The organism is Vreelandella sedimenti (assembly GCF_013416325.1).
Classification (GTDB): Bacteria; Pseudomonadota; Gammaproteobacteria; order Pseudomonadales; family Halomonadaceae; genus Vreelandella; species Vreelandella sedimenti.
The window spans coordinates 119,432-141,281 of the sequence record NZ_JACCGK010000007.1 but is presented as its reverse complement, the minus strand read 5'-3'; the positions used below and the strand labels follow the sequence as shown (position 1 = coordinate 141,281).

General features: G+C 56.5%; 24 protein-coding genes. 13 read left to right on the top strand and 11 right to left on the bottom strand.

Annotation, left to right across the window (positions count from 1 at the left end):
- Positions 1 to 134: 134 nt before the first annotated feature.
- The 3 genes from HZU72_RS09585 to coaBC form a co-directional block, all read right to left on the bottom strand.
- The gene (locus HZU72_RS09585) at positions 135 to 1,532 is read right to left on the bottom strand and encodes a phosphomannomutase/phosphoglucomutase (protein WP_180091588.1); all 1,398 of its coding nucleotides are present in this window, start codon (positions 1,530 to 1,532) and stop codon (positions 135 to 137) included.
- 61 nt (positions 1,533 to 1,593) lie between these two features.
- On the bottom strand, positions 1,594 to 2,052 hold the full coding sequence (gene dut, locus HZU72_RS09580; protein ID WP_180091587.1) for a dUTP diphosphatase: 459 nt from the start codon (positions 2,050 to 2,052) through the stop codon (positions 1,594 to 1,596).
- Positions 2,049 to 3,344 (bottom strand): bifunctional phosphopantothenoylcysteine decarboxylase/phosphopantothenate--cysteine ligase CoaBC, encoded by a 1,296-nt coding sequence (gene coaBC / locus HZU72_RS09575; RefSeq protein ID WP_180091586.1) that lies wholly within the window; start codon positions 3,342 to 3,344, stop codon positions 2,049 to 2,051. Before coaBC ends, dut begins: the two co-directional genes overlap by 4 nt.
- Before the next feature lie 176 nt (positions 3,345 to 3,520).
- On the opposite strand from coaBC, the gene radC reads away from it, so the two are divergent.
- From radC to ald, 7 genes are all read left to right on the top strand, one after another.
- The gene (radC, locus tag HZU72_RS09570; RefSeq protein WP_180091585.1) at positions 3,521 to 4,195 is read left to right on the top strand and encodes a RadC family protein; all 675 of its coding nucleotides are present in this window, start codon (positions 3,521 to 3,523) and stop codon (positions 4,193 to 4,195) included.
- 258 nt (positions 4,196 to 4,453) lie between these two features.
- Complete coding sequence (gene rpmB / locus HZU72_RS09565; protein ID WP_022520205.1) at positions 4,454 to 4,690, top strand: 50S ribosomal protein L28; 237 nt, start codon at positions 4,454 to 4,456, stop codon at positions 4,688 to 4,690.
- Between the two features lie 82 nt (positions 4,691 to 4,772).
- Positions 4,773 to 4,928, top strand: a complete 156-nt coding sequence (rpmG, locus tag HZU72_RS09560) for a 50S ribosomal protein L33 (protein ID WP_022520204.1) — start codon at positions 4,773 to 4,775, stop codon at positions 4,926 to 4,928.
- Positions 4,929 to 5,085: 157 nt separating this feature from the next.
- Complete coding sequence (mutM, locus tag HZU72_RS09555) at positions 5,086 to 5,928, top strand: bifunctional DNA-formamidopyrimidine glycosylase/DNA-(apurinic or apyrimidinic site) lyase (protein WP_180091584.1); 843 nt, start codon at positions 5,086 to 5,088, stop codon at positions 5,926 to 5,928.
- Between the two features lie 168 nt (positions 5,929 to 6,096).
- A complete protein-coding gene (locus HZU72_RS09550) occupies positions 6,097 to 7,287 on the top strand; it encodes a class I SAM-dependent rRNA methyltransferase (RefSeq protein WP_180091583.1) in 1,191 nt (396 codons plus the stop codon).
- A 64-nt stretch (positions 7,288 to 7,351) separates the two neighbouring features.
- The gene (locus tag HZU72_RS09545; protein ID WP_180091582.1) at positions 7,352 to 7,786 is read left to right on the top strand and encodes an acyl-CoA thioesterase; all 435 of its coding nucleotides are present in this window, start codon (positions 7,352 to 7,354) and stop codon (positions 7,784 to 7,786) included.
- Between the two features lie 177 nt (positions 7,787 to 7,963).
- The gene (ald, locus tag HZU72_RS09540; RefSeq protein WP_180091581.1) at positions 7,964 to 9,082 is read left to right on the top strand and encodes an alanine dehydrogenase; all 1,119 of its coding nucleotides are present in this window, start codon (positions 7,964 to 7,966) and stop codon (positions 9,080 to 9,082) included.
- 60 nt (positions 9,083 to 9,142) lie between these two features.
- On the opposite strand, the gene HZU72_RS09535 is transcribed toward ald, so the two are convergent.
- The gene (locus HZU72_RS09535; protein WP_022520200.1) at positions 9,143 to 9,391 is read right to left on the bottom strand and encodes a SlyX family protein; all 249 of its coding nucleotides are present in this window, start codon (positions 9,389 to 9,391) and stop codon (positions 9,143 to 9,145) included.
- A gap of 112 nt (positions 9,392 to 9,503) precedes the next feature.
- Between HZU72_RS09535 and HZU72_RS24120 the strand changes: the two genes are divergently transcribed.
- Positions 9,504 to 10,049 carry a cold-shock protein gene (locus HZU72_RS24120; RefSeq protein WP_022520199.1) on the top strand — a complete coding sequence of 182 codons (546 nt, stop codon included), beginning with the start codon at positions 9,504 to 9,506 and terminating at the stop codon, positions 10,047 to 10,049.
- Between the two features lie 77 nt (positions 10,050 to 10,126).
- Here HZU72_RS24120 and HZU72_RS09525 read toward each other — a convergent pair whose 3' ends face one another.
- The 7 genes from HZU72_RS09525 to map all read right to left on the bottom strand — a co-directional run bounded on the left by HZU72_RS09525 (position 10,127) and on the right by map (position 18,146).
- Positions 10,127 to 10,516: a hypothetical protein gene (locus tag HZU72_RS09525; protein ID WP_180091580.1), complete on the bottom strand. Its 390-nt coding sequence runs from the start codon at positions 10,514 to 10,516 to the stop codon at positions 10,127 to 10,129.
- A complete protein-coding gene (gene dapE, locus HZU72_RS09520) occupies positions 10,513 to 11,685 on the bottom strand; it encodes a succinyl-diaminopimelate desuccinylase (protein ID WP_180091579.1) in 1,173 nt (390 codons plus the stop codon). The genes HZU72_RS09525 and dapE overlap by 4 nt, the downstream gene beginning before the upstream one ends.
- On the bottom strand, positions 11,672 to 12,697 hold the full coding sequence (dapD, locus tag HZU72_RS09515) for a 2,3,4,5-tetrahydropyridine-2,6-dicarboxylate N-succinyltransferase (RefSeq protein ID WP_180091578.1): 1,026 nt from the start codon (positions 12,695 to 12,697) through the stop codon (positions 11,672 to 11,674). The genes dapE and dapD overlap by 14 nt, the downstream gene beginning before the upstream one ends.
- Before the next feature lie 119 nt (positions 12,698 to 12,816).
- Positions 12,817 to 13,158 (bottom strand): Spx/MgsR family RNA polymerase-binding regulatory protein, encoded by a 342-nt coding sequence (locus HZU72_RS09510; RefSeq protein ID WP_180091577.1) that lies wholly within the window; start codon positions 13,156 to 13,158, stop codon positions 12,817 to 12,819.
- Between the two features lie 35 nt (positions 13,159 to 13,193).
- Positions 13,194 to 14,390 carry a succinyldiaminopimelate transaminase gene (dapC, locus tag HZU72_RS09505; protein ID WP_180091576.1) on the bottom strand — a complete coding sequence of 399 codons (1,197 nt, stop codon included), beginning with the start codon at positions 14,388 to 14,390 and terminating at the stop codon, positions 13,194 to 13,196.
- A 289-nt stretch (positions 14,391 to 14,679) separates the two neighbouring features.
- The gene (locus HZU72_RS09500) at positions 14,680 to 17,355 is read right to left on the bottom strand and encodes a [protein-PII] uridylyltransferase (protein ID WP_180091575.1); all 2,676 of its coding nucleotides are present in this window, start codon (positions 17,353 to 17,355) and stop codon (positions 14,680 to 14,682) included.
- A complete protein-coding gene (map, locus tag HZU72_RS09495) occupies positions 17,355 to 18,146 on the bottom strand; it encodes a type I methionyl aminopeptidase (protein ID WP_180091574.1) in 792 nt (263 codons plus the stop codon). Before map ends, HZU72_RS09500 begins: the two co-directional genes overlap by 1 nt.
- A gap of 2 nt (positions 18,147 to 18,148) precedes the next feature.
- On the opposite strand from map, the gene HZU72_RS09490 reads away from it, so the two are divergent.
- The 5 genes from HZU72_RS09490 to frr all read left to right on the top strand — a co-directional run bounded on the left by HZU72_RS09490 (position 18,149) and on the right by frr (position 21,824).
- Positions 18,149 to 18,415, top strand: a complete 267-nt coding sequence (locus HZU72_RS09490; RefSeq protein ID WP_027957764.1) for a hypothetical protein — start codon at positions 18,149 to 18,151, stop codon at positions 18,413 to 18,415.
- A gap of 63 nt (positions 18,416 to 18,478) precedes the next feature.
- The gene (gene rpsB / locus HZU72_RS09485; RefSeq protein ID WP_180091573.1) at positions 18,479 to 19,228 is read left to right on the top strand and encodes a 30S ribosomal protein S2; all 750 of its coding nucleotides are present in this window, start codon (positions 18,479 to 18,481) and stop codon (positions 19,226 to 19,228) included.
- A gap of 228 nt (positions 19,229 to 19,456) precedes the next feature.
- Complete coding sequence (gene tsf / locus HZU72_RS09480) at positions 19,457 to 20,326, top strand: translation elongation factor Ts (protein WP_009288628.1); 870 nt, start codon at positions 19,457 to 19,459, stop codon at positions 20,324 to 20,326.
- Between the two features lie 159 nt (positions 20,327 to 20,485).
- Positions 20,486 to 21,262 (top strand): UMP kinase, encoded by a 777-nt coding sequence (pyrH, locus tag HZU72_RS09475; protein WP_180091572.1) that lies wholly within the window; start codon positions 20,486 to 20,488, stop codon positions 21,260 to 21,262.
- A 4-nt stretch (positions 21,263 to 21,266) separates the two neighbouring features.
- Positions 21,267 to 21,824 carry a ribosome recycling factor gene (frr, locus tag HZU72_RS09470; RefSeq protein WP_009288629.1) on the top strand — a complete coding sequence of 186 codons (558 nt, stop codon included), beginning with the start codon at positions 21,267 to 21,269 and terminating at the stop codon, positions 21,822 to 21,824.
- Positions 21,825 to 21,850 lie beyond the last annotated feature (26 nt).

Sequence of the window (21,850 nt, the reverse complement as noted above, 5' to 3'; positions counted from 1 at the left end):
ATTATGCTGCTAACGTTTATGCTGATTGAGTGGTGAGGGTCGCGCTTTCTAGGTGGTCGCGATCCCTTCAGCGCCTAACTATTTTAAGAGCTATTTGCCGAGCTATCTTAAGAGATATTTGAAGGGCTATCTGTCTAGTCGGGTAGCTCAATGTCTGGCGCGACGCGCCGAAGCGCGTCGTTAAAAACTGCTTTGATGCGTGCTAGCGCGGTCTCGTCTTTACCTTCAAAGCGCATGACCAGTGCAGGCGTGGTATTAGAGGGGCGACACAGCCCCCAGCCATCCTGGTAGTCAACGCGAATTCCGTCCAAAGTTGTTTTGATACCTTCGCCGAAGTCGCCCTCGCGAGCAAGCTTATCCACCACAGAAAATTTGTTATCGTCGGTAACCGCAATATTAATTTCCGGTGTGGCAACGTCTTGGGGGAAGTTGGCAAAAAATGAATCGGCGTCGTCGGTTTGGTTGGCGAGAATCTCCACCAGCCGAGCGGCGGCATAGAGGCCATCGTCAAAGCCATACCAACGCTCTTTGAAAAAAATGTGCCCGCTCATCTCTCCCCCAAGCTGAGCGCCGGTTTCCTGCATACGCGCCTTGATCATCGAGTGTCCGGTACGCCACATTTCCGGTTCGCCGCCGGCCTTGCTGATCACTTTGACCAGGTTGCCGGTGCACTTAATATCAAAAATAACCTTGGCCCCGGGCTGGCGCGCGAGCATATCGGTGGCAAACACCATCAGCAGGTGGTCGGGATAAATTAGCTTGCCAGTGGGTGTGACAACGCCCAGGCGGTCGCCATCACCATCGAAGGCAAGGCCAATGTCGGCCCCGGTTTCGTGCACTTTGCGGATCAGATCCTGGACATTTTCCGGCTTGCCCGGATCAGGGTGGTGATTGGGAAAATGGCCGTCAATTTCCGCAAACAGCGGGATGGTCTCAATACCTAACCTTGCCAGCAACTGCGGGCCGAGCTCCCCGGCAACGCCGTTGCCGCAGTCGACCACGGCCTTGATCGGCCGGTTGATCTTAACGTCACCTAAAATGCGCGTTAAATAGCGTTCACGAACATCCTGCTGGGTGATACTCCCATGACCACTGTCTAAGCTACTATCTAGGTTGCCGGACTGGATACGTTCAAACAGGGCAGTAATTGCATCACCAGAGAGCGTTTCACCGCTCAGCACAATTTTAAAGCCGTTATAGTCAGGCGGGTTGTGGCTACCGGTGACCATTACGCCTGAGTGGGTGCCTTCCAGTATGTGAGTGGCGAAATACAGCACCGGGGTGGGCACCATGCCGATATCGATCACGTCACGCCCTGCGGTGTTCAGGCCACGCATCAGCGCCGCTTGCAGCCGAGCGCCTGAAAGGCGACCGTCGCGGGCGACTACCACGCTGGATTCGCCCCGCGCGGCGGCCTCAGAGCCGACAGCACGCCCGATCATTTCTACCGTCTCTTCAGTGAGCGTGTCGTCAACGATACCGCGAATATCGTAGGCGCGGAAAATCGAAGCGGGTACAGACTGTGCGTTCATAGGGCTTCCCAGCTAAATAGACGTTTCCTTAAGAGGGTTCCTAAACAGGCGCGTCCACTCGTTACTGACTGCCCGTACTGCCAAACCCGCCGCCGCCCCTTGAGGAGTCTTCAAACGCGTCCACCAAGGAGAGTTGGGCCTGTACTACAGGCACAAGCACGTACTGTGCCAGCCGATCGAAGGGGGCTAGCGTAAACGAGCTCTGACCACGGTTCCAGACCGAAATCATTAGTTCGCCCTGGTAATCTGAGTCGATTAAACCCACTAAATTGCCCAGCACGATGCCATGTTTATGCCCCAAACCGGAGCGCGGTAGGATCATGCCTGCCAAACCCGGATCTTCAATATAGATGGCAATGCCGGTGCGTACGAGCTGACAATCGCCGGGCGCTAATATTAACGGCTCATCCAGCAGGGCGCGCAGATCCATTCCCGCCGAGCCAGCTGTCGCGTAGGCAGGGAGGTAGTCGTGCAAACGCTCATCTAATACTTTGCACTGAAGGCGGGGGCGGGCACTCATGGGGATTCTCCAGATGTTTTCGTAGGGGCTGTTGTGGGTAGCAGGGCGAGCGCTTGACGGATGATGGTGGTGGCCAGCTGGGTTTTCGGCTGCGCTGCTTCTGAGCGGCTCTCGACGCCTTGAGGGGTGCGCCAGAGTATCCAGGCGGCGTTCTGGTCGCTGCCAAAGCCCAGGCCAGCCTGGGAGACGTCGTTGGCGACGATCATATCCAGCCCTTTGCGCTGTAATTTATCCCGTGCGTAGCGCTCAACCTCCTGGGTTTCGGCGGCAAAACCGATCACCAGCGGGCGCTGTTTGGCGGGCAGTGCCGCGACGCCAGCGATAATGTCGGGATTTTTAACCAGGGTCAGGGTGAGTGTGTCGCTATCATCCTGCTTTTTGAGCTTATGTTCGGCAGGGGCTGCCGCGCGATAGTCGGCGACAGCCGCGCAGCCGATAAACAGTGCCGCTTGAGGCGCTAGCCGCTGAGCTTCAGCGTGCATCTGCTCGGCTGACTCAACGTCAATCCGCGTGACGCCCTGGGGAGTGGGTAGGTTAACCGGCCCGCTGATCAGCGTCACCTTGGCCCCTTCAGCTACCGCGGCTGCAGCCAGGGAAAAGCCCATTTTCCCCGAGCTGTGATTGGAGATGTAGCGCACGGGATCCAGTGGCTCACGGGTAGGGCCAGCGGTAATCACAATATGGGGACCATGTGAGCGAGGCGTTGTGGTGATAGGGGCTGCAAGCAGCGCCGTTACCGCGCTAAAAATCTCTTCAGGCTCGCTCATGCGACCCGGCCCCACATCGCCACAGGCTTGGTCACCGGCGGCGGGGCCTATCGGCTGCCAGCCATCACGCTCAAGCTGCGCTACGTTGCGCTGGGTGGCGGGGTGGCGCCACATCGCCTGGTTCATCGCCGGGGCAATCAATTTAGGCGCTTCTGAGGCTAGGCAGAGCGTAGTGAGCAGGTCGTCGGCCATACCGTGCACCAAACGAGCGATAAGGTCGGCAGTCGCCGGAGCGATCAGCACTATATCCGCCCAGCGGGCCAGCTCAATATGACCCATACCGGCTTCGGCTTCGGGGTCGAGTAAAGAGGTGCGCACAGGCTCGCCGGAGAGCGCCTGAAGCGTGAGCGGGGTAATAAAGGCCTGGGCCCCGTCGGTCATCACCACGCGCACCTCGCAGCCCGCCTGCTTGAGCAGGCGCACAATCAGCGCGCTTTTGTAGGCAGCGATACCCGCACTGACGCCGAGCAGTACGCGTTTGCCAGCGAGCGTCGACGCGCTTGTCGAGTTAACAGCAGAGGTCATGGTCAGTGATCCATATCCGCGTTCGTAAGGAGGCTTACCATACCATTGGCACCAACAATTTGGCATATTGAGCACAAACAAGGTTAAGCTAGGTTTAATGAGGCTTATTACTGTTAAGCGATGCGTATTGAGGCTGGCTTCGGTGGACGTAAGATGGGCAGCGCGGATGAGGTGTGATGGGAATCAATCACTGGCCGGAAGGTGAGCGGCCCCGGGAAAAGCTATTAAATACTGGCGCCCAGGCGCTCTCAGATGCTGAGTTGCTGGCAATTTTTTTGCGCGTTGGCGTGCAGGGGCGTTCGGCGGTCGATTTAGCGCGGGACTTGCTCAGCAGCTTCGGTGGTTTGCGCCAACTGTTAGAGGCCGATCAGGAAAGCTTCTGTGCTGCTCGTGGGTTAGGTAGCGCCAAGTACGCTCAGCTCCAAGCGACGCTTGAGCTATCGCGGCGCCATTTAGCCAGCCAGTTGGCGCGGGGCAGTGCGCTGACATCACCCGCCTTGGTGCGCCACTATCTGAGTTCGCAGCTACGCCATTTAGGGCATGAGGAGTTTGCGGTGCTTTTTTTGGATACTCAGCACCGAATTATTCGCTATGAATCGCTGTTTCGCGGTACCCTAGACAGCGCCTCCGTTTACCCACGCGAAGTTGCCAAGCGCGCGTTAGAGTTGAGCGCTGGCGCCGTTATCCTGGCGCATAACCACCCTTCTGGTGTGGCAGAGCCAAGCGATGCTGATCGACGTATCACTGAACGCCTCAAAGAGGCGCTGGCACTTTTTGACGTGCGCGTGCTGGATCATTTCGTGGTGGGGGACGGAGAAGTGATCTCTTTTGCCGAGCGCGGCTGGCTATAAGCAGCATCAGAATGCACTGCTCCATGCAGTATTGATTAAGTAAAATGAGCAAAAAAGTGCTTTTCCGGCCTTTTTTGTGGGTTTTGCTTGCTGTAAGTCGGGTGCTCTGGTATAAAGTGCCACCTTTAAACTTGGGTTGAATAACGGATTTGGATAAAGCTTGGCGGTTAACGGCGTCGACACCTTCCCTGCTCCGGTTTGCCCGACAGTTTTGAACACTCAGGTTATTATATCCTGGCCAAGCAGTTGGAGGCTCTAATGTCCAAAGTATGTCAGGTTACCGGCAAGCGTCCGGTAACTGGAAATAACGTTTCACACTCCCAGCGTAAGACACGTCGTCGTTTCTTGCCGAACCTGCACACCCATCGTTTTTGGGTTGAGTCTGAGAACCGCTTCGTCAAGCTGCGCGTTTCCACTAAAGGAATGCGCATCATCGACAAGAAAGGTATCGACACAGTTTTGGTTGCTATTCGTAAGCGTGGCGACGCTATCTAAGCCAGCTTTATTATACAAAGCCCTTTGGGCCAGGTATTTTGGGCCAAGCATTTTGGGCCACGCATTTTGGGAGAGTCAAACCATGCGCGATAAAATCAAGTTGGTGTCCAGTGCCGGTACAGGCCACTTCTACACCACTGATAAGAACAAGCGGAACACTCCGGATAAATTCGAATTCAAGAAATTCGACCCGGTCATCCGTAAGCACGTGATCTACAAGGAAGCCAAGATCAAGTAATCGCTTTTGCGATGTTGATCAGCTTCCACTGCAGGCGAGTGCCTGTTCAAAAACCCGGCCTCAAGCCGGGTTTTTGCATGCATGTCTTTCGTGTGTCGGATGCTTCGCTAAACCACCTTCATTAGGCTGTCACTACAGGCAGGTACGATATCTAAATATGCCCGAACTTCCTGAAGTTGAAACCACCCGACGCGGGATTGCTCCCTATATTGAAGGTCAGGAAGTCACCGAAGTGCTGGTGCGTCAGCCGCGGCTGCGTGTGCCCGTACCCGATGATCTGGCCGAGCGGCTGATCGGTGCGCGCATTGGAGTGTTGATGCGGCGGGCAAAATACCTGCAGATCCCTATCCAGGCTGGCGGTGCGCTTGAAGGTGACGCTAGCGCGACGCTGCTATGGCATTTGGGTATGTCGGGCAGTCTGCGGATTGCCCGGGTGGGGGATTTGCCTAAAAAGCATGACCATGTGGACGTGGTGACTGCCAGCGGCTATGTGCTGCGCTATCATGATCCCCGTCGGTTTGGCTTTGTGGATTGGCAGGCCGCAGACGCAGCGCAGGATAAACGTCTTGCTCACTTGGGCCCAGAGCCGCTGTCTGATGCGTTTAACGGCAAATGGCTCTACACGCTCTCGCGCAACAAGCGCGTGGCGGTAAAGCCGTTTTTGATGGATAACCAGGTGGTTGTTGGTGCCGGGAATATCTATGCGGCAGAAGCGCTCTTTATGGCCGGTATTGATCCGCGCCGTGCGGCGGGAAGAGTTTCCCGTGCTCGCTATGACGCCTTGGCCCTGGCCGTGAAAGAAGTGCTGGCAGCGGCGATTATACAAGGTGGCACCACGCTGCGGGATTTTGTCAGTGGCCAGGGTGAGCCCGGCTACTTTGCTCAGCGCCTTAATGTTTATGGTCGCCACGGCCAGCCTTGTTTGCGCTGTGGCGCTGAGCTTCGTCGCATTACGCTTGGCCAGCGTGCTAGTGTGTTCTGCCCCGGCTGCCAGCGCTAATGCTTATCTAGTAAGTGCTACTGTTTTATTTAAGTATTGCTTTGCCTCATCTTTTTACCTTGCCTCTGTTTTTAAGCCCAGGTTTTTAAGCCCAGGTTTTTAAGACACGGGTTTTTAAGACAAAGGTTTTTAAGACAAGGTTTTAAGACAAAATTTTTGGAGATTGCTGTGACCCAACGCCTGCGCCTGAATAAAAATGCCGACCGTCGCCTGAAAGCGGGCCATCTTTGGATCTACTCCAATGAGGTGGATATCAAAGAGACGCCGCTGAAAAACTTTGCGGCAGGCGAAACTGCACTGGTAGAAGCCTCCAATGGCAAAGTGATGGCCGTCGCTTATGTGAATCCCCATTCGTTAATTGCCGCCCGGGTGATGTCTCGCGACCCCGAGATGCGTTTGGATCGCTCGCTGTTTGTGCACCGCTTTAATCAAGCGTTGGCACTACGTCAGCGCCTTTATGCACAGCCGTTCTATCGCTTGATTCACGGCGAAGGCGACCTGTTGCCAGGCTTGGTGATTGATCGTTTTGGTGATGTCCTCGTCGTGCAGCTCAATACCGCGGGTATGCAGGCGCTGGCGGATGAAATTGTCGATGCGCTGGAAAAAGTCATCAAACCGGAAGTGATCGTTTTCCGTAACGATACTGGCGGCCGTCGTCAGGAAGGTCTTGAGGCCCATGTTGACGTCATCAAAGGTACGCTGCCTGACGAAGTGGTGCTCGAAGAGAACGGTGCCCGCTTTGTGGTGCCGGTGCTTAACGGTCAGAAGACCGGCTGGTTCTTTGATCACCGGGTTAATCGCGAATGGGTCAATCGCAATGTAGAAGGTAAGCGCGTGCTGGACGTATTCAGCTACGTAGGCGGTTGGGGGGTGCAAGCTGCCGTTCATGGCGCGAAAGAAGTGCTGTGCCTGGACTCGTCAGGCCCAGCGCTAGACCAGGTTGCACGGAATGCCGAGCTGAACGGCGTACAGGATAAGGTAGCTGTTAGTGAGGGGGATGCGTTTGAAGCGTTAGCGGCGTTGAAGGCAGAAGGCGAAGAGTTTGACGTAGTCATTCTTGACCCGCCCGCGTTTATCAAAAAGCGCAAGGATATTCCCAATGGCGAGCGCGCCTACGCTCGCCTGAACCGCGAGGCTATGCGCCTGCTGGGTCGCGATGGTTTGCTAATGTCAGCCTCCTGCTCCATGCATCTGGCGCCCGAGCGTTTAATGGACGTAGTGCGTGGTGCAGTTCGCCACCAGGATCGTCACGGACAGGTGATTTTCCAAGGTCACCAAGGGCCTGATCACCCTGTACATCCGGCTATCCCTGAAACGTCTTACCTGAAGGCGCTGGGCGTGCGTGTGTTCCGCGACTAGTTCAGGCGGCTAGGATTCAGCGAAGCCCGAGTACAGGGGAGTCAAGGTACACAGGAGTTAGGTGATGGAGTGGGCGCTGCCCGATCCCTTTGTGATCGATATCTGCGTAGCTGATGAGGCGATCGATGCTTATCAGCACGTCAACAACAGCGAATACCTGCGTTGGGTTGAGCAGATTAGCTGGGCGCACTCGGTCGCGCTCGGCCTCTCTATCGAGCGTTACCGAGAGCTTGACCGGGCCATGGTGGTTCACCGCCACGAGCTGGATTATCTTGCGCCTGCCTTTGCAGGCGACGAACTACAGCTGGCTACCTGGATTGTCGATTGTGACGAGCGCTTCAGTTTGACCCGCCGTTTTCAGCTGGTGCGTGTCGAAGACGCTAAAACGTTGCTTTACGCCCGTACACGCTTTGCCTGCGTGGCGCTTTCAACGGGGCGGCCCAAACGCCTGCCCGAGGAGTATCGGCGTATCTACGGCAACGCAGTTATTGTGGAGTAGTGACGCAAAACGAAGTGGATTTTTTCGTGCAGAACCGGCAGTCGCTAGATTTTTCTCCTAAAAAACGCCTTAACCGGCGTTTTTTTTGTTTTGCGTTCCTGGGGTGGTGGTCAACGTTAGCTGTGCTGTAATTTGCTTAACAACATGACTGACCTTTAAAAGCACAGGAAAAATCCAATGAAAATCGCCGTCCCCAAAGAGATCAAAAATCACGAGTATCGCGTGGCCTTAACACCCACCGGCGCACGGGAATTAGCCGGGCGCGGTCATCAGGTGAGTGTTCAGGCCGGAGCCGGTGAAGGTGCAGGCTTTAGCGATGCTGATTTCCAAGCCGCCGGTGCACAAATAGAAGCGGATGTGGACACTTTGTGGCGCAACGCCGAGCTGATCCTCAAGGTGAAAGAGCCGCAGCCGGACGAGGTGGTGCGACTCACCCCACAGCATACGCTGTTCACCTATCTGCACCTGGCCGCCGAAGAGCCCCTTACCCGTGGACTGATGGAAAGCGGTGCCACCTGTATCGCCTACGAAACCATTACCGATGCCCGCGGTGGCCTACCGCTGCTGGCGCCTATGAGCACCGTAGCGGGACGAATGGCGGTCCAGGCTGGGGCCCACAGCCTGGAGAAGGCCCAGGGCGGTGCGGGCGTGCTGTTGCCCGGTGTGCCGGGTGTGGCACCAGGTAAGGTGACCGTGATTGGTGGTGGTGTAGTGGGTGAGAACGCTGCCCGCATGGCGCTAGGGTTAGGTGCAGAGGTCACCATTCTGGATAAGTCGTTAGCGCGGCTTGAAGTACTGGATGACCGTTATCAGGGCCGCATCAAAACGGTTTATTCCACCGCAGACGCGCTGGAAACGGCCACCCGTGAGTCTGACATGATCATTGGGGCGGTGCTGGTGCCCGGCGCCGCTGCGCCAAAACTAATCACTCGCAGTATGCTGGCCGATATGAAGCCTGGCAGCGTACTGGTCGATGTTGCGATCGATCAGGGCGGCTGTTTTGAAACCAGTAAGCCCACTACTCATGCCGAGCCGACCTATATCGTCGATGGGGTGGTGCACTACTGCGTGGCCAATATGCCCGGCGCGGTAGCACGTACGTCCACCCAGGGGCTGACCAACGCCACGCTGCCCTTTGTACTCGCCCTGGCAGATAAGGGCTGGCAGCAGGCGCTGCGTGACGACCCACACTTCCTACCGGGCCTAAACGTGCACGCGGGTCAAGTCACCTACCAGGCCGTAGCGGATGTCTTTGGGCTGGAAAGCAGCGATCCTGCGAGCGTTGTTGGAAGCTAAGCTTTTGGAAGCAAACGGCTGGCGGCTAATTAATTAGCCGCATCCGGGGCCGGCGTTAGCTCAGTAGTGGGGCGGAAGTTCATCCTCGGGGCGCTGGCCGCCCTGAGGTTCGCTTGCCTGGAGTGCCTGGTGCTGCTCGCGCAGGCGTTCGCGCATTAGGCCGCTGAGCTGCTCCAGTTTCTCCAGGCGGCGCTCCTGTTGTACCACCGCTTGATCCAGGGTATCCAGCCAGTGCTCTTGATGGGCTATGCGACTCTCTAAAGATTCAAGACGTTGAGCCAGGTCAACAGGCGATAATTCGTGGGTCATGATAACATTGCAACCTTATGTAGTAGTATGCCGGTGCTATTGGGAATGGGCCTGATAGTGCGGGTATTGTCCTTCGTCTGTTACCCATACAACAAGAGAGCTTTTTTTTTCTATGAACCCAAAAGTTGTGTTTCGCTGTTTCTTAATCAGTGTATTACTTGCCGCCCCCACGCCACTTTTGCTGGCGGGGATTGTTCATTTAACCGATAGTGCCCTCGCCGAGCTGTGGATGGCCGAGTTGGCAATCAGTGGAGTTAGCGGTGTCTATATTGCCGTTGCGATAGGTAGTTTTATTGTTCTGTGTATTGGCACATTAGCGTCTGCCGCTTTTGCGCCCTCGATCGTGGTGGCGTCCGATGCTGTGGTTCGTCCCAAGCCAGCAACGCGCCAACCCCAAGCGGCCGCACCGTTGGACGATGATGAGGAGGAAGACATCATCGATCCTAACGATGGCCGCGAAGAGGGTGAGGTAAAGTGGTTCAATACCAACAAAGGCTACGGTTTTATTACCCGCGATAATGGCGAAGATGTGTTTGTACACTTCCGTGCAATTCGTGGTCGTGGCCCGCGTATGCTGGCAGAAGGCCAAATCGTGCGTTATCACGTGATTAAAAATGAGCGTGGTTTGCAGGCCGACGATGTCAGTATTATTGAGTGAGCCCAACGGCTAGTTAAATTGATCGTTGGATAGTAACGACCCCGCTTCGGCGGGGTCGTTTACGTTTAAGTACTCGATTAACGCCCTGAATCGGGCCACTCTATTGCCCCTTCTTTGCCACCGGGCAGCACTTGCCAGAAGCGGTCAGGGTCATCACCGGGGTGCCAGCCGCCCAGTGAACAACGTATTTCGGTTTGCAGCGCTTCTGCGGCCTGCTGGGCACACTCTTGGTCGGTCATCCACGGCGTGTGGTTGCTATCAAACCATAGACTGGCAAAGCCATCAGCGGCTTTGTCTACCAGCAATACCGGCACGCAGTCACCCTGGTATTGGCCGCGGGTTTGCCATTTGCCTTTGCCTGCAGGACTCAGCGGTGGCGCGATTAGTGTGCTTTTCAACCACTCATTGAGCGCATCAAGCGACACGCTGGCCAGGTAAATCTCTATATCGGGGTAACGCTCCATCATAGGTTTACCTCGCCGGAGGAAAGTAGCGCTTGCAGTGTCGCTTCGTAAATCCGGCTTAAGTCGTCCAGGTCGCTGGCGCGAACGCGCTCATTGACCTTGTGGATGGTGTCGTTGAGCGGGCCTAGCTCGACCACTTGAGCGCCAAGGGTGGCGATAAAGCGGCCATCCGAGGTGCCGCCGCTGGTAGAGAGCGCCGGTCGCTCGCCGGTCACCGCTTCAACGCCTTTAATGGCGGCGTCGACCAGCGCGCCCTCTGCGGTTAAAAACGGCTCGCCGTTGAGCGTCCAGTCTACCTGATATTCCAATCCATGCTGGTCGAGAATGGTTTCCGTGCGCGCTTTGAGCTCATCAGAGGTCACCTCGGTGGAGAAGCGAAAGTTAAACACCACTTCCACATCGCCGGGGATCACGTTGGTGGCCCCGGTGCCTGCGCGCAGATTGGAAATCTGAAAGCTGGTGGCGGGGAAAAAGTCATTGCCCGCGTCCCAGTGCTCGTTGACTAGCGCATCCAGCGCTGGCATGGCCTGGTGAATGGGGTTGCGCGCTAAATGCGGATAGGCCACGTGGCCCTGCACGCCTTTAATGTGCAGCGTGGCGCCCAGTGAACCGCGGCGACCGTTTTTGATCACATCGCCCAGGCGCGTGGTCGAGGATGGCTCGCCGACAATGCAGTAGTCGAGCCGCTCATTACGCTCGCGCAGGTGCTCGACCACCGCGCGGGTGCCGTCGACTGCCGGCCCTTCTTCATCGGAGGTGATCAGAAAAGCAATACGGCCATCGTGATCCGGGTGGTTGGCCACAAAGCGCTCAACGGCGGTCAGCATTGAGGCCAAACTGCCTTTCATATCCGCCGCACCGCGTCCGCACAGCATACCCTCATCATCAATGCAGGGCTCAAACGGTGGGTACTGCCAGTTGGTATAGGGGCCGCTGGGCACCACGTCGGTGTGACCGGCAAAGGCCACCACTGGGCCGTGATGACCGCGAACCGCCCAGAAATTCTTTACGTCGCCAAACGGTAGCCGCTCAATATGAAAACCGAGCGCCGTTAAGCGCTCGATCATGAGTTCCTGGCAGCCCTCGTCGTCCGGCGTCACCGAGGCCCGGCTGAGCAGTTCAAAGGCGAGCGTGAGCGTCGGCGACAGTCCTTCAGGCTCAGTTGTGGGCATGCAGCGCCTCGTTCAGGGCGATAGCACTTTTATTGGTCAAGCACTCAATGCGGCCATTCTGGGAGTTGCGGCGCCATAGCTGGTCGTCTTGCCCGGCCAGCTCGCGGGCGGCAACGGTGTTGACTTCCTGGCCCTGATCATCCAGTAAGGTCACTTTGGAGCCAGCGGTGATATACAGCCCTGCTTCTACCGTGCAGCGGTCACCCAGGGGAATGCCGATGCCCGCGTTGGCGCCGATCAAGCAGCCTTCCCCGACCTTAATGACGATATTGCCACCGCCGGAGAGAGTACCCATGGTGGAGCAGCCGCCGCCTAAGTCGGAGCCTTTGCCGACCATCACGCCAGCTGAGATGCGGCCCTCGATCATGCCGGGGCCTTCGGCGCCCGCATTGAAGTTGACAAAGCCTTCGTGCATGACGGTAGTGCCTTCGCCCAGGTAAGCACCCAGACGTACACGGGCGGTGTCGCCAATGCGAATACCGGTAGGCACCACGTAGTCGGTCATTTTGGGGAATTTATCGACACAGTCGACGGACAGCGCGCGGCCCGCCATACGTGCCTTCAAGCGGCGCATAGGCAGCTCTTCAATGTCGATGGCGCCTTCGTTGGTCCAGGCAATATTGCGCAGCAGGCCAAACATGCCGGTGAGATCGAGGCCGTGAGGTTTGACCCAGCGGTGCGACAGCAGGTGTAACTTTAAATACACCTCTGGCGCGGTTTGTGGCGATTCGTCGCTCTCCAGGAACATGGCGACCAGCGGGCGCTGGCTGGCAGAGAGCGCTTCGGCAAGCTCTGCCTGGGCGGAGTGCCCCGCGGCTTCTAACGCTTTGGCCAGGCGTGTGCAGTCTTCGGGCAAAAAGCTGATGGCGGCGTTGCCTTGGGGGGCGTCCAAAGCTTGTTTAGCGGCTTCCACCAGGCTGGTTGGTGGGTTGAGCAACGGCGCCGGGTAGTAGATTTCCAGCCAGTCGCCCTGGGTGTTTTGGGTGCCGATTCCAAGCGCAAAGCTCAGCATAAGAAGGTGTCCTGTAGTGATAAATAGTGAAGAAAAGCAGGCAAAACCAAGGTGCCTAGTTGCTTAAGTGCTTAGTTTCTCAAGTCTCTAGTTGCTGAAGCACTTAGCCACTTGAGTACTTAGCCGAGCTTGTCGTAATCGCCCTCGCGGTAGCCGACTAAAATAGTGGAGTCGTCTACTTCGAGCAGCGGCCGCTTCAGCAGCGTGGGGTGTTTCATCAGTAGCTGGCGGGCCGAGTTGGCGTCGTAATCTTTTTCCTCATCGGAAAGTTCACGCCAGGTTTTGCTACGTTTGTTAATGACCTCCACAAGCGGCACGCGATGTAAAATATGTTCTAGTAGCGCAGCAGATAGACCATCTTTGCGCAGATCGTGGGTTTTATACAGCAGCGCTTTTTCATCCAACGCTTTACGCGCTTTGCAGCAGGTATCGCAGTTATCGATGATATACAGCGTCAGCATACGACCTCCTGAGAATGTTGAACCAGAGAATGTTGTTAACCTCGCTCGACGAGATGGCGAATTCGTTGGGCGGCTTCAAGAGTGGGCGCTAGCTCAGCCACCAGCGCTAGGCGCAAGCGCCCCGCGCCGGGGTTAACGCCATTTTCACCCCTGCGTCCCATTAGGCTGCCGGGCAGTACGCTAACGTGCTGCTCGGCAAACAGCCTCTGTGTGAAGGCGATATCGTCGCCATCGGGCACCGCAGGCCATAGGTAAAAGCTAGCTTGTGGCGCGGGAAAATCCATGACTGGGGCAAGCACCTTGGTGACCGCGCTAAATTTTTCGCGGTAGGCGTCGCGGTTGGCGCGGACGTGCTGCTCGTCCTGCCAGGCGGCGATGGAGGCGTGCTGCAACGGCAGCGACATGGCACAGCCATGGTAAGTGCGGTAGCGCTTAAACGGCGTGAGGAGTGTCGCATCCCCTGCGACAAAGCCCGAGCGCAGGCCCGGCAAGTTGGAGCGCTTGGAGAGCGAGTGAAACACCACGCAGCGCCGGTAGTCATCACGACCCAGCTCGGCACAGGCTTGCAGCAACCCCGGCGGTGGGGCGGTTTCGTCGAGGTAGAGCTCCGAGTAGCACTCGTCCGAGGCGATAATAAAGTCGTGTTCGTCGGCGAGGGCAATCAGCTGCTTAAATTCATCAAGGGACGTGACTGCACCGGTGGGGTTGCCCGGCGAGCAGATAAAGACGATTTGCACGTCGCGCCACGTCGCGGCGGGCACGGCGTTAACGTCAGGTCGAAAATTATTCTCAGCGGTGCAGTCTAAATAAAGCGGCTCGCCGCCTGCCAGCAGCGTCGCACCTTCGTAAATTTGATAAAACGGATTGGGCACCGCAACTTTCGCCGGGCGGCTGCGATCCAACGCTGCCTGCACAAAGGCAAAAATGGCTTCCCGAGTGCCGTTAACGGGCACCACGTGTCGTTCGCTGTCGAGTTCGCGCAGTTGAAAGCGTTGGCTTGCCCAGTTGGCGATGGTTTGGCGGAGCGCTGGCAGGCCATTGGTCGCGGGATAACGGGCCATTTCCAGCTGGTGCGTCACCAGCGCTTCAAGCGCTGCAGGAAAGGGCGCGTGCTGGGGTTCGCCAATGGTCAGCGGAATATGCGCCAAGTCAGCCGGGGGCGTTAATTCGGCTTTCAGCGCGGCCAGCTTTTCAAACGGGTAGGGATGCAGGGCGTCGAGGTCGGCGTTCATGATGTGTCCGTTGATGGCTGGCGGCGTAAACCGTCGATTATAGGCAAGCCCCGTGGCAGGCTCAAACCTAACTGGGTGATCATAGTTCGTGAACTGGCTTGTCGGTGCCGAGGGCAGGTTTCCGCGAGGGCGCTGTGAACCCGTCCGTGGGCGCTACTTTCGACATCTGACCGCCATGGATGGCGGAAATGCCAGAATTGTTGGGAACATTTTCCGGCCCTGGCGAAAGACCCTCGCTCCAACCTGCCCACGGCACCTAGTTACCTGCACTCTTAAACGCAGTTGCTTCTTAAACCCCCAGCACTTCAATCAGGCGTTCGCGTAGCTGCTGCTGGCGCTCGGGGTCGGTTAATGGTTCGCCTGCTTTGGTGGTGATGAAAAAGACGTCCTCTACCCGCTCGCCGAGGGTGGCGATTTTTGCCGCGGAAAGCGAGATATCCTGCTCCATAAAGATACGCCCCACCCGGGCCAGCAGGCCGGGGCGGTCGGGGGCCGTTAGTTCCAGCAGCGTGCGCTCATTGGCCGGATCCTGCTCAATCAGCACCTCCGTGGGTACCTTGAAATGCTTGAGCTGGCGCGGCGTGTGGCGGGTGACGATATCCGGGTAATCATCAGGGTCATCGAGCTCTTCCACCAGGTGCCGGCGCATCTCTTCGATGTGGCCTGGGTCACGTATGGGCTGACCATGGCTGTCGAGCACGATAAAAGTGTTTAGCGTCCAATCGTTGTGGGAGGTCGCAATGCGCGCATCGTGAATCGAGAGCCCCAACTGCTCCATGGCAGCGGCGGTAGCCGCGAAAAGGTCGTCCACCGAACGGGTGTGGATAAACACTTTGGTGCCGCCTTCGGACATGTCCGCAGTCGGCGCGCTGATCAGCACCAGCGGCAGCGGCGACTGGTTGTGATTGAGAATGCCCTGGGTCTGCCAAACGATTTCGCTGGGGGCGTACTGCAGGAAGTAGTCTTCCCCTAGCGATTCCCAAAGATGATCGATTTGTTCACGATTAACGCCGATGGTTTGCAGCAAAGAGCGTGCTTCGGTGCGCGTTTCCCGCACCCAGTCGTCGCGGTCGGGCGGATTATTCAGGCCGCGGCGCAGGGCACGCTTGGTTTCGGCGTACAGCTGGCGCAGCAGCGACGCCCGCCAGCCGTTCCACAGTGTGGGGTTGGTGGCATTGATGTCGGCCACGGTGAGCACGTAAAGGTAGTCCAGGCGCGTTTCGTTACGCAGGATCAAGGCAAAATCACGAATCACATCGGGGTCGCTGATATCGCGCTTTTGCGCGGTCATCGACATCAATAGATGGTGCTCAACCAGCCAACTGACCAGGTTAGTGTCGTGGGGCGAGACGTGGTGGCGCTGGCAAAAATGCTCAACGTCCCGGGCGCCAATTTCCGAGTGATCGCCGCCGCGCCCCTTGCCAATGTCGTGAAACAGTCCGGCGATCCACAGCAGGTCGAGCTTGGGCAACTGCTGCATCAATGCCACCGCCACAGGAAAGTCACCCTTCGCTTCCGGTTTGCGGAAATTGTGCAGAAATTTGAGCAGCAGCAGGGTGTGGGCATCGACTGTGTAAATGTGGAAAAGGTCGTGCTGCATCAGCCCTATGGCGCGGCCAAATTCGGGCAGGTATTTGCCCAGAATCCCGTAGCGGTTCATGCGCCGCAACTGGCGGGGTACATTGCCGGGGGCGCGCAGAATAGCCATAAAGAGCCTCTGATGGCGCGGATCTTCCCGGTAGTGGTCGTCAATCTGGTGGCGATGATCGCGAATTAGTCGGATGGTATCGGCACGCACTCCTTCGATTTCGGGGTGCTTGGCCATCAGCAGGAATAGCTCCAGCATCGCCGCAGGGCGTTCACGGAAAAGTGTCCGCGAGCGCACCTGGATATAGCCGCCTTTGGTCTCGAAGCGCTCGTTGAGTTTGACGGTTTCCAGCGCCTCTTTGCCGCGCAGGATGACCTCGTCAAAGTGCTGCAGCAGCATATCGTTGAGTCCCGCCAGCGCGGTGACATGCCGGTAGTAGCGCTTCATGAACTGTTCAACCGCCAGACGTTCCGGCGTATCGCGAAAGCCAAACATTTCAGCGATGGTGCGCTGGTGATCAAACAGCAGGCGGTCTTCGGCGCGGTCGGTAAGCATATGCAGGGCATAACGCACCTGCCACAAGAACGCCTGCCCTTGGCTTAAAATGCGCAGTTCGGCATCGTTCATAAAGCCGTTTGCGACGATATCGGTGTACTGCTCTGTACCGAAGTGGCGTTTGGCCACCCAGCCGATCATCTGGATATCGCGTAGCCCGCCGGGGGAGCTTTTAAGGTTCGGTTCTAAGTGGTACTCGGAGTTGTTGTAGCGGTAGTGGCGGGAAATCTGCTCCTGCCACTTGGCTTCAAAAAAGCGGTCGGCGGGCCAAATATGTTCGGCGCTGAGGCGTTCGCGCATCGCTTCGCGCAGACTCTCTGGTCCCGCAATCAGGCGAGATTCGAGCAGGTTGGTAATCACCGTGACATCTGCTTCGGCTTCCCGCTCGCAGTCGCTAAGCGAGCGAACGCTATGACCAATTTCCAGGCCAATATCCCACAAGAAGGTAATAAAGGCGGTCAGCGGTTCACGATAGGCGGTATCATCGTCCTGCTCCAGTAGCAGCAGCAGGTCGATATCAGAGTGGGGGTGTAGCTCACCACGGCCATAGCCGCCTACCGCCACCAGTGCAATACCATCGTCGGGCCACTCATGCTGTGCCCAGGCAATCGCCAGCAGCTGATCCAGGTACCAGGCGCGGCCGCGCACAAGGTCGCGAATGTCTGCACCAGCGCGAAACTGGTCGTCCAGACGCGCCTGTAGCTCGCGCAGCGCGGCCTTAAAGGGGGCTACCGGCGAGCGAGATCCGGCCAGCTCAGTGCGGAAAAGATCCAGGTCGTAAAGCGTGGTGTCCGGCTCAAACCGGTGGTGGTGTAGTAGCATCAGTTGGGTAGAAAACTGAAGTCTTCATCGCCACGCGCGGTCAGTACTTCTACACCGCCCTCGGTCACCAGCAGCGTATGTTCCCACTGCGCTGAAAGGCTACGATCTTTGGTAACGGCGGTCCAGCCATCGCGTAGCACCTTGGTTTTATACCCGCCGACGTTGATCATCGGCTCGATGGTAAAGCACATGCCTGCGGCGAGCTGAATGTCGGCATCCAGTGCGTAGCCGTCGTAGTGTAAAAACTGCGGCTCTTCGTGGAATTCGGCGCCAATGCCGTGGCCGCAGAAGTCGCGAACGACGGAGTAGCCGTTGCTTTCGGCATGTTTTTGAATCACGCGGGCAAGCTCCGAGAGGCGCACACCGGGCTTCACCAGCTCGATGCTTTTATACAGGCATTCCTGAGTAATGCGACACAGCCGTTCGCCCTGAATCGTCTCACCCACTACGAACATCACGCTGGAGTCGCCATGGTAGCCGTCGGTGGTCTTAACGGTGATATCCAGATTCATGATATCGCCATTTTTGAGCTTCTTGGCGTCGTCGGGGATGCCGTGGCACACCACATGGTTGATCGACGTGCAGGTCGCCTTGGGAAAACCATGGTAGTTCAGCGGTGCAGGGGTCGAACCCAGCTCGTTAACAATATACTCATGACAAAGACGGTCGATCTCCCCCGTACTAATGCCCGCCTGGATGTGCGGGGTGATCATTTCAATCACGCTAGCCGCTTGGCGCCCGGCTTCGCGCATGTGTTCGATTTCAGAAGGCGTCTTGATAGGAACGTTCATGAATGCTCGATATGAATGCAGAATGGAAAATTGAATGGCGCAATTTAAGACCGTCAAACGGGGTGCGACTTCATCTTGGCAATGATCTATGGTATAAAGCCGCGCGCTTTCCTGCAATCGTGATTCCGAGCTTCTTGGCTGGGAAGTACGCAGTAGGGCAGGGCGATGAATCCGCAGCGTGCTCGACTTACGGGCGCGATGCTTACTATCAAGCCTTAAAAACACACATGCACCGGCACATGGTCCCGGGTGCCGCTGGCAGCGTCTAACGTGGTCAACGGTCGGATCCATGGGGTGCGTGGAGGCCTAACCCGAGTTTTAGGAGTTCTACCATGTCTCACGTTAATATGCGTGACCTGCTTAAAGCAGGTGCTCACTTCGGCCACCAGACCAAGTACTGGAATCCGAAGATGAGCAAATTTATCTTCGGCGCGCGCAACAAGATTCACATCATCAACCTTGAGCACACCCTTCCGGCGCTGAACGAAGCGATCGATGTGGTCGAGAAGATGGCGGCATCCAACAACAAAATTTTGTTTGTTGGCACCAAGCGCAGCGCTAGCAAGGTAATTAAAGAAGAAGCTAACCGTGCTGGTCAGCCTTTCGTCAACCATCGCTGGTTGGGCGGCATGTTGACTAACTTCAAGACCATCCGTCAGTCCATTAAGCGTCTGCGTGATCTTGAAACCATGCGCGAAGACGGCACTTTCGAGAAGCTGACCAAGAAAGAAGTCTTGATGGCGACTCGCGAGCAGGACAAGCTTGAGCGTTCTATCGGCGGTATCAAGAACATGGGCGGCCTACCGGACGCACTGTTCGTGATCGACGTTGACCACGAGCGCATCGCGATCAACGAAGCCAACAAGCTGGGCATCCCGGTTATCGGCGTGGTGGATACTAACTCCAACCCCGATGGCGTTGACTACGTAATTCCCGGCAACGATGACTCTATCCGCGCTATCCAGATCTACGTAAAAGCGATTGCGGATGCGTGTGGCCGTGCTAAAGAAGCCAACGCTCAAGAGTTTGTTGAAGTGACCGAAGAGGCCGCTGCAACTGAAGACAACACTGCCGCCGAGTAATCGCAGCAGTGGGTGCGGTGAGCAGGTGTGCCGCATCAAGATAAAGGGGGCTTTGCCCCCTTTTTCCCGCTACAGATGAACTGTCTGAGCGGACGAATTTGCCGGCACTCAATACCGGCCCCGCAATACAGAGAGACATAGGGCAGTGTGATACATGATGGTCATTTATCATGCCTATACTCTGTGTTGCGTCTAACTCTCATAGAACCATTTCAGAGGTGAATTCTCATGGCAGCTATCAGCGCCTCTCAGGTCAAGGAACTTCGCGAACGTACCGGTCTCGGCATGATGGAGTGTAAAAAAGCACTCACCGAAGCCGACGGTGATATCGAAGTTGCGATTGAAAACCTGCGCAAAAGCTCCGGCCTAAAAGCAGCGAAGAAAGCCGATCGTATCGCCGCAGAAGGTGTAGTGGTTACGCGTGTAGCGGAAGATGGCAGCTACGGCGTAATGGTTGAAATCAACTCCGAGACCGACTTTGTTGCTCGTGATGACAACTTCATCGCGTTTGCTGACAAAATCGCCGGTGCTTTCTTCACCGCGAAAAGCGAAGATGTTGCCGCCGTTATGGCTGGCGAGCTGGAAACTGCCCGCGAGCAGTTGGTTCAGAAAATCGGTGAGAACATCGGTGTGCGTCGTGCCATCGTAGTGAACGCTGTTGACGGTGGCCTGGTAGGCGAGTACGTCCACGGTGGCCGTATTGGCGTTCTGACCGTGCTAACAGGCGGCAATTCGCAAGTCGCGAAAGACGTTGCGATGCATGTGGCGGCGATCAATCCTGCGGTTGCGCATCCTGCCGATATGCCCCAAGAGCAGTTGGATCAGGAAAAAGCGATTATTCTGGCGCAGCCGGATATGGCCGGTAAGCCGGAGCAGATCGCAGAGAAAATGGTTCAGGGCCGCTTGAAAAAGTACTTGGCAGAAAACAGCCTGACCGAGCAGCCGTTTGTTAAAGACCCGAACCAGACTGTGGCTGAGTACGTGAAAGCCGCAGGCGGCGAAGTGGTAAGCTTCACACGCTTTGAAGTTGGTGAAGGTATCGAGAAAGAAGAAGTCGACTTCGCTAAAGAAGTTATGGAACAGGCTGGCCGTCGCTGAGGTCAGAGGTTTCAGAAAAAAGATGGCGTGCGCTTGAGCGCACGCCTTCGCGTATCCGGCCCCTGTATAACCGGTGTTAGTTAGCCGACCCTGATAACGGGTTTATACAGCGGGGCTGCCCCGCCTGCCTGTGTTCAGGTCTGCCTCAGGAGAGATGCCATGTCGCGTGATGTTCAAGAGCCTACCCCAGTAGCACCCAGCAAAGGCAAAGCTGAGAGTTCGAAGTCAAAATACAAACGTATTTTGCTCAAGCTTTCTGGCGAAGCGCTGATGGGTGAACACGATTTTGGTATTGACCCCAAAGTGCTTGATCGGATGGCGTTAGAGATCGGCCAGCTCGTCGGTATTGGGGTGCAGGTAGGCATCGTGATTGGCGGTGGCAACTTGTTTCGCGGTGCGGCGCTCAATGAGGCTGGCATGGATCGCGTCACCGGTGACCATATGGGCATGCTGGCGACCGTAATGAATGCGCTGGCAATGCGTGATGCGTTAGAGCGCTCTAATATCCGCTCGCGCGTGATGTCGGCTATACCAATGAGCGGCGTTGTAGAGCATTACGACCGTCGCACGGCCATTCGCTACTTAACCTCCGGGGACGTAGTGCTGTTCTCTGCAGGCACAGGCAACCCCTTCTTCACCACCGATTCTGCAGCTTGTTTGCGCGGTATTGAAGTGGACGCCGACGTAGTGATCAAAGCGACCAAGGTCGATGGCGTCTACAATAAAGACCCGGTAAAACATCCGGATGCGGTGAAGTACGACCAGCTCTCTTACGATGACGCTCTGGATCAAAAATTGGGCGTTATGGATTTGACCGCTATCTGCCTGGTACGTGACCATAATATGCCGGTGCGGGTATTTGATATGAATAAGCCTGGTGCCCTACTGAATATGGTCGTAGGGGGCAAGGAAGGCACGCTGATATACAGAGGGTAATGACGTGATCAACGATATTAAGAAAGATGCCGATTCGCGCATGCAAAAAAGCGTTGAGGCGCTGCATAGCAACTTCAATAAAATTCGTACCGGTCGTGCTCACCCGAGCATTTTAGACGCCGTTACCGTGGATTATTACGGCAGCCAGGTGCCGCTTAGCCAAGTAGCATCGGTCAACGTTGAGGACGCCCGCACGCTGACAATTGCGCCGTGGGAGCAGGGCATGGTGCAGAAGATCGAAAAGGCCATCATGACCTCTGATCTTGGCTTGAACCCGGCCAGTGCAGGCAACGTGATTCGTGTGCCAATGCCGATGCTCACCGAAGAGACCCGCAAAGGTTATATCAAGCAGGCGCGTAGCGAAGCTGAAAACGCTCGCGTTGCCGTACGTAACGTACGTCGTGATGCTAACGGTGATTTCAAGTCGTTGTTAAAAGATAAAGAGATTACCGAAGACGATCAGCGTGAAGGCGAAGATGCGATTCAAAAGCTGACCGACAAGTATATTGCTGAGATCGATAAAGCGCTGACTGCAAAAGAGCAGGATCTCATGCAGGTATAAACCTGTGCTTTATTCAGCCACGGGCA